Origin of the sequence: Campylobacter sp. RM9331 (assembly GCF_020137685.1) — a bacterium.
Taxonomy (GTDB): Bacteria; Campylobacterota; Campylobacteria; order Campylobacterales; family Campylobacteraceae; genus Campylobacter_E.
In genome coordinates this window covers 31142-45638 of the sequence record NZ_JACGBA010000004.1, presented here as the reverse complement: position 1 = coordinate 45638, position 14497 = coordinate 31142, and the positions used below count along the sequence as shown (strand labels likewise).

12 protein-coding genes and 2 tRNA genes are annotated in these 14497 nt (G+C 31.0%); 8 read left to right on the top strand and 6 right to left on the bottom strand.

The genetic code is table 11. The features are described 5' to 3' along the window. The first annotated feature begins 1 nt into the window (after position 1). The 3 genes from AVBRAN9331_RS02735 (at position 2) to AVBRAN9331_RS02725 (ending at position 909) form a co-directional block, all read left to right on the top strand. Positions 2-77 (top strand) — tRNA-Val (locus AVBRAN9331_RS02735). A gap of 16 nt (positions 78-93) precedes the next feature. Then, a tRNA-Asp gene (locus tag AVBRAN9331_RS02730) sits at positions 94-170 on the top strand. A 301-nt stretch (positions 171-471) separates the two neighbouring features. After that, entirely contained in the window at positions 472-909 is a 438-nt protein-coding gene (locus AVBRAN9331_RS02725) for a PH domain-containing protein (protein WP_336612349.1), read from the top strand. Positions 910-931: 22 nt separating this feature from the next. On the opposite strand, the gene AVBRAN9331_RS02720 is transcribed toward AVBRAN9331_RS02725, so the two are convergent. From AVBRAN9331_RS02720 to AVBRAN9331_RS02695, 6 genes are all read right to left on the bottom strand, one after another. Then, entirely contained in the window at positions 932-4735 is a 3804-nt protein-coding gene (locus tag AVBRAN9331_RS02720) for an autotransporter outer membrane beta-barrel domain-containing protein (RefSeq protein ID WP_336612348.1), read from the bottom strand. 217 nt (positions 4736-4952) lie between these two features. Next, positions 4953-5345, bottom strand: a complete 393-nt coding sequence (locus AVBRAN9331_RS02715; protein WP_214116980.1) for an NfeD family protein — start codon at positions 5343-5345, stop codon at positions 4953-4955. Beyond that, positions 5342-6244 (bottom strand): SPFH domain-containing protein, encoded by a 903-nt coding sequence (locus AVBRAN9331_RS02710; protein WP_214116983.1) that lies wholly within the window; start codon positions 6242-6244, stop codon positions 5342-5344. Before AVBRAN9331_RS02710 ends, AVBRAN9331_RS02715 begins: the two co-directional genes overlap by 4 nt. A 15-nt stretch (positions 6245-6259) precedes the next feature. Next, positions 6260-6835 carry a formate dehydrogenase FDH3 subunit beta gene (gene fdh3B / locus AVBRAN9331_RS02705; protein ID WP_214116984.1) on the bottom strand — a complete coding sequence of 192 codons (576 nt, stop codon included), beginning with the start codon at positions 6833-6835 and terminating at the stop codon, positions 6260-6262. 2 nt (positions 6836-6837) lie between these two features. Next, positions 6838-9690 (bottom strand): formate dehydrogenase subunit alpha, encoded by a 2853-nt coding sequence (locus tag AVBRAN9331_RS02700; protein ID WP_214116987.1) that lies wholly within the window; start codon positions 9688-9690, stop codon positions 6838-6840. Between the two features lie 18 nt (positions 9691-9708). Beyond that, on the bottom strand, positions 9709-9906 hold the full coding sequence (locus AVBRAN9331_RS02695; RefSeq protein WP_214116989.1) for a twin-arginine translocation signal domain-containing protein: 198 nt from the start codon (positions 9904-9906) through the stop codon (positions 9709-9711). 127 nt (positions 9907-10033) lie between these two features. Here AVBRAN9331_RS02695 and coaE point away from each other — a divergent pair, with 127 nt between their 5' ends. From coaE to infC, 5 genes are read left to right on the top strand one after another with little or no spacing between them, the layout of a single operon-like run. Beyond that, positions 10034-10666, top strand: coding sequence for a dephospho-CoA kinase (gene coaE / locus AVBRAN9331_RS02690; RefSeq protein ID WP_336612347.1), 633 nt, complete (start codon positions 10034-10036; stop codon positions 10664-10666). After that, positions 10653-11402 carry a diaminopimelate epimerase gene (gene dapF / locus AVBRAN9331_RS02685; RefSeq protein ID WP_336612346.1) on the top strand — a complete coding sequence of 250 codons (750 nt, stop codon included), beginning with the start codon at positions 10653-10655 and terminating at the stop codon, positions 11400-11402. The genes coaE and dapF overlap by 14 nt, the downstream gene beginning before the upstream one ends. Then, positions 11396-12097 (top strand): dUTP diphosphatase, encoded by a 702-nt coding sequence (locus tag AVBRAN9331_RS02680; RefSeq protein WP_420707988.1) that lies wholly within the window; start codon positions 11396-11398, stop codon positions 12095-12097. The genes dapF and AVBRAN9331_RS02680 overlap by 7 nt, the downstream gene beginning before the upstream one ends. A gap of 2 nt (positions 12098-12099) precedes the next feature. Beyond that, positions 12100-13902, top strand: coding sequence for a threonine--tRNA ligase (gene thrS, locus AVBRAN9331_RS02675; RefSeq protein WP_214117010.1), 1803 nt, complete (start codon positions 12100-12102; stop codon positions 13900-13902). After that, a complete protein-coding gene (gene infC / locus AVBRAN9331_RS02670; RefSeq protein WP_214117012.1) occupies positions 13899-14423 on the top strand; it encodes a translation initiation factor IF-3 in 525 nt (174 codons plus the stop codon). The genes thrS and infC overlap by 4 nt, the downstream gene beginning before the upstream one ends. Positions 14424-14497 lie beyond the last annotated feature (74 nt).

The following is a 14497-nucleotide window of genomic DNA, read 5'->3' as shown; positions in this document are numbered from 1 at the left end:
TGGTCGCTTAGCTCAGTTGGTAGAGCGCCACCCTTACAAGGTGGATGTCATAAGTTCGAGTCTTATAGCGACCACCATTCATTAAATTCGGTTGCGGCGGTAGTTCAGCTGGTTAGAATATCGGCCTGTCACGCCGGAGGTCGCGGGTTCGAGCCCCGTCCGCCGCGCCATTTAATTTCACTTAAGATAAATCAATTTTCCCAAGTTTTTTAATAAGTCAAATTAATTTTTGTATGAATATTTTCTAACTCAATAATAACTACAAATATTTTAAAAACACATTACTAAAAGCAACAATAAAATATACTTATAAAAACCCAAATTCAAGTTATTATAAAACTTTTAAAAATATCAAAATTATTAATTCAAATTCTTTATAAATTTAAACGCAAAATATATTTATCATTTAAGCTAGAATTAAAAATGGGGGGGGGTATAATACTTTTTTTAATTTTTTTAAAAGGAGTTTTTATGTCTTATGTAGAACAAGTTTTAGGTGCAGATGAAAGCGTTGTTTTAAAAGCCAAAGTTAGTATTTTTGCTTTTATAGGTGATTTATTTGCTATTTTAGTTTTAGCAATTTTAAGTATTGCTATTCATCCTTTTATTGCTATATTTATCATCTTTCTTTTACTTCGTATGTTCGTTATCATTACAACAACAGAACTTGCTTTAACAAATAGAAAAGTTATAGCTAAATTTGGCTTTATTAGAAGAGATACAATAGAGCTAAGATTAGAAAAAATAGAAAGTATCAGAGTTGGTCAAGGAATTCTTGGTAGGATTTTTAATTTTGGCACAATATTTATAAATGGTGCTGGTTCTTCTGCACCTGTTCCTTTTATTGGTGAACCAATAAAATTTAAAAAAAGTGTAGATGAATATATAGAAAATAAATTATCAAAATAAGCCCTATTTCTAGGGCTATTTTTTAAAACGAATATCTTAAAGTTCCGTTTATATTGTAGTTTGTATTATATTTTCCACTAAATGATTTTTCAGCATCTAAGCTAAACTTAGTATTTTTACCTAAGTTAAAATTAGCTCCCACACTTGCAAATCCACGACTATCTTTAAAGCCTTTTTCAACTCTTGTAGTTGTGCCATCGCTTAGAGTTATAGTAGGAGTATTATTTAAATCAAATGCCCCGCCAACACTAGCTCTTAAACCAAAAGTATCATTAATATTCGCACCAGCACTTAAAGCAACTTTTGCTGCTCCCATAAATTTACCTTCACTTTTTAAAGTAACTTTATCATTACCCTTTAAATTAGCCATAGGAACATAGCCAAGGATTAATTCAGCACTAGGCTCAAGATAAAAATCACTTCCCATTCTATATCCAGCCTCAACGCTACCTAAAAATCCACTTCCGCTATCTTTTAAATCGCCTAACCAAACATTATCTTTAAATGTTGATTTATGATTGGTGTATCTAGCTGTAGCGTCAATAAATAAGCCATCATTACCAACTAAGCTAACATAAGCACCAATGCCGTGATTTTTCACCTTAGAATTACTTGAATTACTTGTGCTTTGACCTATATTTGCCATTACACCTGAATATAATTCTCCGTAATTTGTGCTAGTTTGCTTATCTGCACCAAATTGCACTTCATAGTATTTTATTTTAGCACTATCAATCTTGCCTTCGCCACCAAAACTTCTAATCCAAATTCCAGCATTCTTGCCATCATTATTTCTTAGTTCGCCCATTCTTTTGTTTAGATTGTTCCATTCACTAACATAAGAATAATAAGTCTGATTTAGCATATTTTTTGCATCTGTTAAAGCCTTAGTATTAGCACCTTTTAAAGTAAGTTCAATCTCATTACCATTAATGTTAGACCCTATTTTAATAGCTTCTTCAATTGCAGCGTTTTTAATATCTGTTTGCGCTTCTTCAATTGCTTTATCAAGGCTAGTTTCACTTGCTACAATCTTGCTTGTATCATTTGCAACTTTATTAGCATTTGCCATTACCTCATCACTTGCAGTTCCTTTTGCAACTTCATTTGCTTTTTGAGCAATTGCACCTATGCTTGAGCTTGCATTATCTAAGATACTCTTATCAGCACCACTTTTGCTATCAGCACTAAAATTATCACTTGTCTTACTAGCATCAGCCCTACTTGCAGCCGCATTAATAGGATTTGCTACAACTGAATAATAAATATAATCCTCATCTCCTTGCTTTAATGTCCCGCTTAAGATATTTTTCTTATCTAATGAATATACACTTAGACCATCATAAACTCCGATTTTTGTAACGAAGTCTTCTGCTGTTGCATTTCCATTTCCAATCTTTAATAAAGCTAATGGAAGATTTGCTAAATTACTTGCATCAGCTTTGCCATTATTTACATTTAAACCAAGTAATCCTATTTCATTTGCCTTACCACTTGTGCTATTTCTTGCAATCATTGTGCCTAAGAATGTATTGTTTGTGCCACCCATAATAAATGTATTATTACTTGCATTTAAATCATTTGCTAAAATTCTACCTGTAATCTTAGAATTATTCACATTTAATTTATCAGCTTTCATATCGCCAAATACAATAGCGTTATTTAAATTAATGCTTGAACCTTTTGAGATAGGGTCTTTATAAAAATTCGCAGCACTAACTTGACTTGCCAATACACCAGTAGTTAAATCATCACTAATATCAGCATTACCTATAACTTGAGCTTTGATAGCTGAACTATTGATATTTATATCTTTTGCTTGTAAAAGAGTTGTATTAGCACTCTTATCTAATTTATAAGCACTCTCTATACCTGTTAAGCTTAGATTATTTGAAGCTGCGATATTAGCGTCATAGCTAATCTCTCCGTGATATATATTATCTTCTTTATCTTGTCTTTTTACATCTTCAACGATACCACTTAAGCTTAGATTTTTAGCCTTAACATCTTTATCAAATGATGAACTAACAGCATTGATTGAGCCGTAGTTTGTAACGCTTTCTCTAAATAAAGCTTTATTAGCATTTACATTAAACTCTGCGTCTTTTAGATTTGTTCCGTGTGTAAGCTTATTTATAACTGCATTTTTAAGAGTAATTGTTTTAGAGCTTGTAGCTTTATCGTTTGCTATGATATTATCTGCATAAGTATTTGTTAGGCTTATATTTCCATCATTTACATTGATATTTGTAAATCTTGACATTGTATTAATTGCATCATCATTGTCAATATAAGAAAATGCAGGATTATACTCTTGATTGCCGTTTTTATCTTTTACTCTTTCGCCACTTTCATCTCTTTTTTCTTCTAATAAATTTCCTAAAGCTTTTAAATCGCCCTTAGCGATATTTACATCACTTGTAAAACTTGAGTTATTAGCATTTAAATTACCTTCTGTAATATAAACACCGCCTGTATTTTCAAAACTACTAACAATAGTATTTATATCGCCTTTAGTAACTTTTACAACCCCATCTCCACTCATTTCAAAACCAGTTGCATCAATACCACCATTAGCTATCAAATCGCCAGTTTCCATCTCTTCACTATCTACATATTTTAAAGCATCTTTATAAAATGTAGTGCTATCAATATCATGAGAATTTGAAGTTGCTGCTTTAATAAGTGGTAAGAACTTTTCTTCATTATTCATTATCTCATCAAGTCTCTTCATATCTTCAGCACTTGCTATTTTTTCGCTATTTAAAAGAGTTGAGAAATGCTTATTCGCTAATTCTTTTTGATGAGCTCCACTTATGAATTTTCCATCAGTTTCTACATTACCATTTATTTTTGTTCCATAAATTTCTATATCGCCTTTACTCTTAACTCCATTTTGAATGTCCGAAAGGATAAATCTAGCTTTGCCGTTTTGATTATCAATAGCACCTTGAAAAGTTGTATTAAAGCCATAGAATGAATTATTTGCACTTGCTTTAGTATTTGCTGTAACTTTACCACCGATTACAGCTGTTTCAAATTTAGCTAAATTAGAGCTTGTTATATCTCCACCATATAAATCACTTGTTTGTTCGCCATGTTGGATACTAGGCTCTCTTGCTATGTATGGTTTATCATTTCCAACTGGTGTTCCCATTACATATAAATCTTTAGCACTTACGCTACCATTTACATCAGCTTCAAGTAAAATTACATCTCCATTGCCACTAATAGCTACACCACTGCTACTTTCAATAGCACCTTCATCTAAAACAAATAAATCATTATTCTCAATTGTAGTTCCTACAGATTTAATTTCTATATTTGATACATGCAAACCACTATTGTTTGTAATTTTTTTACCTTCTGCAAGATCTATTTGAATTCCATCAATCAAACCATTGATTTTGTAGTTTTTATTGGTATTTAAAAGTTTTTTAAAAAAACCTACTTTCTCTTCTGTAAATTCTGGGTCAATTAAAGCACGATTAAAATCAACTAAGCTTTTATTATTTGTAAAACTACCTTTTAAAATGTGTTCTTTATGAACGCCACCACCTTCATGGTCTAATAAAAACGCTCCATTATTTACAATATCACCTGTAATTGTTTTAAGACCTATATCTTCTTGAAAAGTTGCTTTTCCGTAGTTTTTAATAGTAATATTTTCAGCAATATCACTTGTAATTTTGTAGTAGTCTTTCTCAGCTTCTGCGTGAGTAGCTTTGTTTAACTCTAAAGCGTTTAAGCTAGTGCTAAGAATTAATGCACTTGCAACTAATGAGAGCTTAAATACCCCCCCCCGTAATGTGTCTAGCCATGACATCTCCTTAAAAAAATAATTTTGCCTAAGCAAGTCGTGATGATAATTTATATAAATTAAATATAACTTAAATTATGTTTGATTATAAAAAATAATCAAACATAGAATTTCAATTTGCATTATTATGTAATTTATGCGGCATTTATGGTTTAAGTTATGTAATATTATTGTTTGTGGTTGTATTTTATAAATTAAAAAATATTATTGAAAGTTCTAAAGATTAATCTTGTTTGATTTTTACTTTATTATTATGGATTTTTTCAATTTTTACAATTTCACCTTCTTTTAAGGTTAAATTATCAGTTGTTTGCCAAAATGAGCCTTTATAATAAATCATACCATTTTTAACAACGCCTTCGCCTTGAGTATTTAAAAAATCATCGTCATAATTCTCTACTTTTTTAGTTTTAACAAAAAATTTAAAAATTATAAGTAAAACAAGAGATATAACAGCAATTAATATTATTTGTAATTCTAAATCTAATGGCTTTATTAAATTAATTGCACCGACAATAATAAATCCTATAGCAAAAAATATTATATAAAAACTACCGACTAATAATTCTAAAATTCCTAAAAATATTCCTATACAAAGTAAATATAGGCTACTCATTTTTTGCCTACAAATTCTTTTAATACACTTAAAGCTCCTATTAATTCAGTGCTTTCATAAGGAACTAATATTTTATCTTTATTTTCACTTTTTGCTAAAGCTAAAAATGCTTCTACTCTGCCTTTAGCTAATAAAAACTCAGCTGCATTAATGTTTTGTGCCATTGCTTCATTTATGTTATTCATAGCTTCTTTTTGACCTTGAGCTAATGCAATTTGTTCGTATTTTTTAGCATCAGCCATTCTTTCTATTGCTTCAGCGTTTAAAACTTGCTCTTGCTTTAATGCTTCAGCATTTTTTATAAGTGCTACTTTTTGTGCTTCAGCGTTTAATTCTATAGCTCTTTTTTCTCTTTCAGCTTTCATTTGTAAATTCATTGCTTCTTCTATGCCACTAGGAACTGAAATTTCAGAAATTTCTACTCTCATAATTTTTACACCCCAGTTATCAGCAGCATCTCCAAGTGCAATTTGTAAAGCACTATTTAAACTATCACGACTACTTAAAGTATCATCAAGATACATACCACCAATCTCACCCCTAAGAGTTGTCATAGCTAAATTTGATATAGCTTTTTTATAATTTTCAACATTATAAAATGCCATTTTTCCATTTGTTACTTTTAGAAAAACTATCCCATCAACTAAAATATTTACATTATCTTTTGTAATAACTTGTTGTTTTTCTATATCTATTAGTTGCTCTTTAATAGTAATTATTGATTTAACCATATCAATAAAAGGAAAGATTAAATGAAATCCTCCGCTTAATTCTTTGTGAAATTTACCTAATCGCTCAACTATTACAATATCGCTTTGCGATACTATAATTATAGACTTTATTAAAATGACTATGATTAAAGCTAGTAAAACTCCAACAAAAATTAAAAATTCCATCATCTCTCCTAATTTAAATTAAATAAACATATTACTTAAATTAACATTTGCATTTTTAGTTAAAACACGCTTTCTATATACATTAGAAACTTCGCTCTCATCTCCAACTAAAAGCGCATTTGTAGCACATACAGCAGCACAAATAGGCACTCTTCCTTCGCTTATGCGATTTTGTCCGTAAAGTTCTCTTTCTTCATCACTATTTGTCTCTTCAGGGCCTCCTGCACACATTGTACATTTATCCATTTCGCCTTTAATTCCAAATGCTCCATCTCTTGGAAATTGTGGAGCACCAAATGGACAAGCATATAAGCAATAACCACAACCAATACATTCTTTTTTATCGTGTAATACGATACCATCTTCACGAATATAAAAGCATTTAACAGGGCAAACTTGAGCACAAGGTGCGTCAGTGCAATGCTGACATGCTATTGTCATTGACACTTCTTTGCCTTCAATACCATCATTTAAAGTAATTACTTTTCTTCTTTTAATACCAACAGGAACTTCATGTCCGCTTGAACACGCAACTTGACAAGCAAAACAACCAATACAACGATTTTTATCAACAAAAAACTTCATTCTAGCCATTTTTATGCCCTTTCTATCTTGCAAAGTCCAGCGTTAAATTCGCTAATTTGTGTATTTGGATCAAAACCATAGTTTGTAACCGTATTTGACATTTCGCCTATTGTATAAGGTTTAGTGCCTTCTGGATAGTTATGACTTAAATCAACTCCTTGTAAAACACCAGCGAAGTTGTAAGGTAAGCAAATTCTATCTGGAGTTACACTTCTATTGTGAATACATTTTACTTTAATCTTAGTTCCTTGCGGGCTATGTATCCACATCATTTCTCCATCGCCAATATTGTGTTGCATTGCAAGTTCTGGATGAACATTAGCAAACATTTCAGGTGTAATATCAGCTAAATATTTACTAGTTCTCTCAAGCATACCAGCACCACTTAGATTTACTAAACGCATTGAGCTAATGATAATAGGAAAATCCTTGCTCCAATCTTGTTTTTGTTGCTCGCTCTTAAACATTGTAGTAACACGGAAATTTGGAGTTGTTTGGTCGTCAAATGTTGGATATTTTTGCACCAAATCCCATCTTGGTGAATGCACTGGCTCTCTATGTTTTGGAATTTGGTCGCTAAATTCCCAAACTATAGTTCTAGCTCTTGCATTTCCTAAGCAACAAGCACTTTTTTCACGGCATTTTTCTAATATAATTCCTGAAATATCTGTGCTCCAAGAATTACCCATTAATTCTTTTTCTTCATCACTTAATGTAATACCAAATACTTGCTCAATATTATCTTTTTTAATTTCAGGATAACCACCTTTAACCTTAGAACCAACAGGAGTGAATGAATTATCAGCTAACTGACTAACTCCATTATGCTCAAGTCCAAATCTATTTCTAAAGCCCATTCCACCTTTTTCATAAGGCACATTTGGGTTCCATAAAATAGCAGTTCCAGGGTGTTTTGCATCCCACACAGGCCAAGGTAAGCCATAATATTCGCCTTTTACATCTCCACCAATACCCATTAAAGTATCAGGGTCAAAATTAGCCCAATTTGCTTGATGTTTTCTTAAACGCTCTGCACTAATACCACGAAGACCAATTGATAATAAACCATTACTCATTTCTCTTGTAGCATCATCAGGCCATTTCGCATCAACATCATCAGGAATTACCTGAACTAATTTATGATTTTGAAGTTCAAGTTTCATACCACGAGTATATTCTGTATAAAAGCCAAATTTCTTAGCAAACATAAACATAATCTCTTGGTCTTCTTTACTTTCATAAATTGGTTTTACTACTTGACTTCTCCATTGCATAGAACGATTTGTAGCTGTTACATACCCTTCTGTTTCAAATTGAGTTGAAGCAGGAAGTATATAAATTCCATCAGGGCGATCTGCTAAAACTGCAACTTCATTTACAAATGGTTCAGCAACTACTATTAAATCAAGTTTTTTAAGTGCTTCTTGAATTTTAACAGTGTGAGCCATAGAAGTAATTCCAGTTCCTTGAACCCAAAGAACTCTAACAGGAGCATTTGAATGAGTTGTATCTGTGCCATAAGGAACTACGCCTTTAACACCTTGCCACCAGCGAGATAAACTAAATCCTTTTTCGTGCATCCATTTTTTGCCACCATTTGCACTATCATCTACGAAGCGTTTTTGCATATCTTCATAGCTAACTCCCCAGAAATTGCAAAAATGTTTCCAAGCACCTTCAGCTAAGCCATAATAAGCAGGAAGTGTGTCTGCTAAACATCCCATATCTGTTGCACCTTGAACATTATCGTGACCACGAATAATATTAGTTCCGCCACCAGGTTTTCCAATATTTCCTAACACTAATTGTAAAATAGCTAAAATACGAGTATTTGAACTACCAACTGAATGTTGAGTAATACCTAATGACCAAAATAGTGTAGCAGGTTTTGTAGTCGCAAATAATTTTGTAACTTGAATTAGAATTTCTTCACTACATCCACAAATATCAGCAACTTCGCTAGGAGTATATTTTTTAGCTTCTTCACGAATTAAATCAACTCCATAAGACCTATTTTTGATTATTTCTTTGTCTTCCCAACCATTTTCAAAAATAAGATTTAACATTCCATATACAAATGCAATGTCAGTTCCTGGACGAATTCTTACATAAATATCAGCATGAGCTGCACTTCTTGTAAAAATAGGGTCAACTACGATTAAAGGAGCATTATTTCTATCTTTAGCTTGTAAAATATGCTTAAATCCAATAGGGTTTGCAACTGCTGAGTTTGCACCAAACATAATCATACATTTTGTATTACCTACAACATCACCAAAGTGATTTGTCATAGCGCCATATCCCCAAGTATTAGCCACACCGGCTACTGTTGCGCTGTGTCAAATTCTAGCTACGTGATCTATTGAGTTTGTTCCCCAAAATGCAGCAAATTTTCTAAAATAATATGCTTGTTGATTGTTAAACTTAGCTGAACCTAAAAACATTACGCTATCAGGACCGCTTTCTTTTCTAATATCTAGCATTTTATCGCCGATTTCATTTACAGCTTGTTCCCAGCTAATTCTTTCCCATTTACCATTAACTCTTTTTAATGGGTATTTAACACGACATTTTGATTTGGTTAAATCAATTTGGTCAATTCCCTTACAGCAATGACTTCCAAGTGAAATTGGATGGTCTATTGCGTTATTTTGTCTAACCCAAACACCATTTACTACTTCAGCTTCTATACCACAACCAGCACTACAAATAGAGCAAACTGTGCGAACACTTTTACTACCTTCATAAGGCATTTTAACTTTTTCATCTGCCTTTAAGGTTGCGTTTGTCGCACCAAATGCGGTAGTGCTTGCACCTGCAACTGCTGCAAGTTTTAAAAAGCTTCTTCTACCTAAATTACGCATTTAAATCCTTTCTATAAATTAATATGCAATTTTATAAAATTTTTCCCAGTGAAGGGTCTTTTTATATAACACTTCTTTTTTCTTTGCACGACCAGATACTACACCAGAGCTATTATTTTCGCTACTTGTTGCTGCATTTAAACCTACGCTAGCAACAGCACAGGTAGCTCCAGCACTTAATGCTTTTTTAAGAAAAGCTCTTCTTTTGTTCTCCATGGCTGCCTCCTTACTAAAATTTTAAAAAGTAACCTAAATAATACATTATTGCCTTAAAATTAGGCTTAAGAAAATAAACAAAATTATCTAAAAAATAATATTATGATAATGATAAAAAGAGTCGGTTTTGATAAGAAAAATTAAGATAAAAAAACACCTATTTTTTAAAAATATTTATGTAATAACATCTAGCATTGCTTGTGGTAAATCTACATTTTTAAATATTGCTAAAGAAAATGAAATATTTTGCATTAGTGCTGATGAAATTTCTTCAAAAGTTTTTTGCTACAAATGGAAACAAATTCGTAAAAAATTAAATATTTCAAATTCCTATTTCAAATTCTTAAAAGAAAAAAAACAAGCAGTGGCAAATGTGATTTTTAATGATAAAACAGCTAAGAAAACATTAGAAAAAATAATGCACTCAAAAATCAAAAAAGAAATTCTCAAAAAAATCAAACAAAATAAAAATAAAATAATTTTTGTAGAAATTCCCTTGTTTTTTGAAAATAGCAATTATAATTTTTTGCTTAATAAAATTGTGATTTATTGCCCTTATGAATTATCTTTAACAAGACTTATGAATAGAAATAATTTAACAGAATTTGAAGCAAAACTAAGATTAAATTCTCAATTACACATAGACAAAAAAATAAAATTTGCAAGTTATTTAATCAAAAACGATGGTAATTTAGAAGATTTTAAAGATAACTCGCTAAAACTTATCCAAAAACTAAAGGAAAAACATGGAATTTCATAAATACTACGCAAATGGAAATGATTTTATTATTTTTCAAACTGATAATTTAGATGAAAATTATTTAAGTAAATTAGCCATAAAATTATGCAATAGACATAGTGGAATAGGTGCTGATGGGCTTATTGCAATCAAAAAAAATGATAAAGATTATGATTTTACTTGGGGATTTTACAATCAAGATGGCTCAAAAGCTAATATGTGTGGTAATGGTGCAAGAGCTGCGGCACATTTTGCTTATACTCAAGATTTGGCAAATAAAAATATGAGTTTTTTAACTGGTGCAGGGATTATTAAGGCGACAATTTTTGATGATGATTTTGTAGAAATTAGACTAACTAAAGCTAAGGTTATACACGAAAATTTAGTGGAATTTCAAAATGTATTTTGCCTAATTGATACAGGTGTGCCACACCTAGTAACTCTTGATGGAGTGCAAAACTACAACGAAGAAAATGCTAAATATTTAAGAGAAAAATATGATGCAAATGTAAATTACGCAACTTTTAAAGACGGGGTTTTATATGTTAGAACTTATGAGCGTGGAGTTGGAGAAACTTTAGCTTGTGGAACTGGAATGAACGCTTGTTTTTATTATGCTAGAATGCTTAAATTAGTTGATGAAAAGGCTACTATTTATCCAAAAAGCAATGATATTTGCGAAGTGAGTTTTAAAGATGATTATTTATATTTTAAAGCACAAGTTAAAAAAATTTTTAGCACTACGCTTGATTGTTAAATAATTTTGCTAGTATTTTGATATTTTTTGATGTAGAAGGGATGATGAAATTACAATATACTAATGATATGTTAAGCTTACAACAAGCTTTAAATAACGCAACTTGCGGAATTGGTTGGGAAAAAGGTTATACAAAGGAAAATCGCTTAATTGATTTTGCTCGTTGTATTTATATGGAATGTGCTGAACTCGTTGATTCTATGCCTTGGAAACATTGGAAAAGCATAGATGCTAGTTGGGATTTAGAAAATATTCAAATTGAATTAGTTGATATTTGGCATTTTATTTTAAGCCTTGCAATTATGCAAAATCAACAAAAAGAACTTATAAACACGATTTCAGAATTTAAATTCAATAAAACAAATAAAAATTTAAATGATATTTTAGAACTTTCAAGAGAATTAATTCACACAAGTAGTGCAAAAGAGCTAAACATAACACAAATTACAGAAATATTTTTAAAGCTAATGTGTAGTTGTGAGTTAGAATTTACAAGACTTTATAAAATCTACATTGGTAAAAATGTCTTAAATAAATTCCGCCAAGATAACGGCTATAAAAATGGAACTTATAAAAAACTTTGGAATGGTAAAGAAGACAATGTAATCTTATATGAACTACTAGAGCAAAATGATATAAACTATGATAGTTTGTATAAAAATCTTAATGAAATTTATAAAAATTTAAAGGATTAATAATGGAAATAATAGGATATTACGATAAAGATAAAAATATTTATGATACTTTAAGCACTGATGGAGCAGGACTTGAGCCAATTTTCTATGATGATAGTCCTATGGCACTTGAAATCATTCGCCATAGCTGTGCTCACCTTTTAGCTGAAGCTATTACACAATTATATAAAAATGCTAAATTTTTCGTAGGACCTTGCGTTGATGAAGGTTTTTATTATGATTTTAAAGTAGATGAAAAAATCAGCGAAGAAGATTTAAAAGTAATTGAAGATAAAATGAAAGAGCTTGCAAAAAAAGGCTCTCCTATGATAAAAAATACAATGAGCTATGAAGCTGCTTGTGAAAAGTTTAAAAATGATGAATTAAAACAAGCAGTTTTAAGTCGTTTAAGTGGAGAAATTAGCACATATTCTCAAGGTGAATTTACCGACCTATGTCGTGGGCCACATTTACCACACACCAAAATGCTTAAGAATTTTAAATTAACAAAATTAGCAGGTGCTTATTTAGGCGGCGATGAAAAAAATGAAATGCTAGTTAGAATTTATGGTATCGCATTTGCAACAAAAGAAGCTTTAAAAGACTATCTAACAATGATAGAAGAAGCTAAAAAAAGAGACCATAGAAAACTAGGAAATGATTTAAAATTATTCACATTTAGCGAACAAATTGGTGGCGGCTTACCATTATGGCTTAAAAATGGTGCAAGAGTTAGAAATAAATTAGAGCATATTTTATATAAAGCTCATAGGGTTAGATTTTATGAGCCTGTTCGTGGCCCTGAATTACTAAATTCTAGCGTTTGGAAAACAAGCGGACATTATGCAAACTATAAAGAAAATATGTATTTTACTAGAATTGATGAGCAAGAATACGGAATAAAACCAATGAACTGCGTAGGACATGTATTCTGCTATAAAAGTGAGGGTAGAAGTTATAAAGATTTGCCTATTAAATTCTTTGAATACGGAATGGTTCATCGCCATGAAATGAGTGGGGCTTTACATGGGCTTTTAAGAGTTCGTGAATTTACTCAAGATGATAGCCATATTTTCTGTATGCCAAGTCAAATAAAAACCTTAGTAAAAGAGATTTTAGATTTTGCTAAAAAAATTATGGTAACTTTTGGATTTGAATGGGAACTAGAAATCTCAACAAAACCTGAAAAATCAATAGGAAGTGATGAGATTTGGGAAGTTGCTACAAAAGCTTTAATGGAAGCTTTAGATGAAGAAGGTATTAAATACGGAGTTGATGAAGGTGGTGGGGCTTTCTATGGTCCAAAAATTGATATTAAAATACTAGACGCACTTAAACGCAAATGGCAATGTGGAACTATTCAAGTAGATTTTAACCTACCTGAAAGATTTGAGCTTGAATATACAGATGAAAACAATGAGAAAAAACGCCCTGTAATGCTTCATCGTGCTTTACTTGGAAGTTTTGAAAGATTTTTAGGCATATTGCTTGAACATACAGCAGGAGAATTACCATTCTTTATAGCTCCAATTCAAGTTATGATTTTACCAGTAGGTGAAAAGCATATTGAGTATTCAAAAGCATTACAAAAAGAATTATTAGAGCTTGGAGTTGATGCTGATATTAATGAGAAAAACGATACTTTAGGTAAAAAAATAAGAAATGCAGAAATGTTAAAAGTGCCTTATATAGCAGTAATCGGAGATGAAGAAATAAACAATAATCAAGTAGCTTTAAGAGATAGAAGAGCTAAACAACAATCAACACTTACAATGGAGGAATTTTTGAAACTAATTAAAGAAAAACAAAACGAGGTAGTATTTTGAGTAAAGAAAAAGATGTATTGTTAAATGAAGAAATAGATTTAGCAGAGGTTAGATGTATAGGTGATGATGGAGCACAATATGGCATAATTAGTAGCGATGAGGCTAATGCACTTGCTAATCGTTTAGGGCTTGATTTGGTATTAATCGCAAAAGATGCTAAGCCACCTGTTTGTAAGATTATGGACTATGGCAAGTTTTGTTATCAGCAAGAAAAAAAGCTAAAAGATGCTAAGAAAAAGCAAAAGGTAGTAGAAGTTAAAGAAATCAAACTTTCTGTAAAAATTGCTCAAAATGATATTAACTATAAAGTTAAACACGCTATTGAGTTTTTAAAATCAGGAAAGCATGTTAGATTTAGAGTATTTTTAAAAGGTCGTGAATTAAGCAATCCACAATCAGGCGAAGAGCTGCTTTTAAAAATTTATGAAGAAATTAGCGATATTGCAAATATGGATAAAGCACCTTTATTTGAAGGTCGCTACATTAATATGCTTTGCACCCCAAAAAGCACTAAAAAATAAAAACTTATCATTAAGGCAATTAATTTGCCTTAATCTTTATAATAATTATTGAAATTTATTGATATTTTTTAAAA

Excerpts from the sequence above, each read along its gene's own strand:
- AVBRAN9331_RS02720 (WP_336612348.1), bottom strand. The coding sequence starts at position 4,735 with ATGTCATGGCTAGACACATTACGGGGGGGGGTATTTAAGCTCTCATTA.
- AVBRAN9331_RS02715 (WP_214116980.1), bottom strand. The coding sequence starts at position 5,345 with ATGAGTAGCCTATATTTACTTTGTATAGGAATATTTTTAGGAATTTTA.
- AVBRAN9331_RS02725 (WP_336612349.1), top strand. The coding sequence starts at position 472 with ATGTCTTATGTAGAACAAGTTTTAGGTGCAGATGAAAGCGTTGTTTTA.
- fdh3B (WP_214116984.1), bottom strand. The coding sequence starts at position 6,835 with ATGGCTAGAATGAAGTTTTTTGTTGATAAAAATCGTTGTATTGGTTGT.
- AVBRAN9331_RS02710 (WP_214116983.1), bottom strand. The coding sequence starts at position 6,244 with ATGATGGAATTTTTAATTTTTGTTGGAGTTTTACTAGCTTTAATCATA.
- dapF (WP_336612346.1), top strand. The coding sequence starts at position 10,653 with ATGGAATTTCATAAATACTACGCAAATGGAAATGATTTTATTATTTTT.
- thrS (WP_214117010.1), top strand. The coding sequence starts at position 12,100 with ATGGAAATAATAGGATATTACGATAAAGATAAAAATATTTATGATACT.
- AVBRAN9331_RS02695 (WP_214116989.1), bottom strand. The coding sequence starts at position 9,906 with ATGGAGAACAAAAGAAGAGCTTTTCTTAAAAAAGCATTAAGTGCTGGA.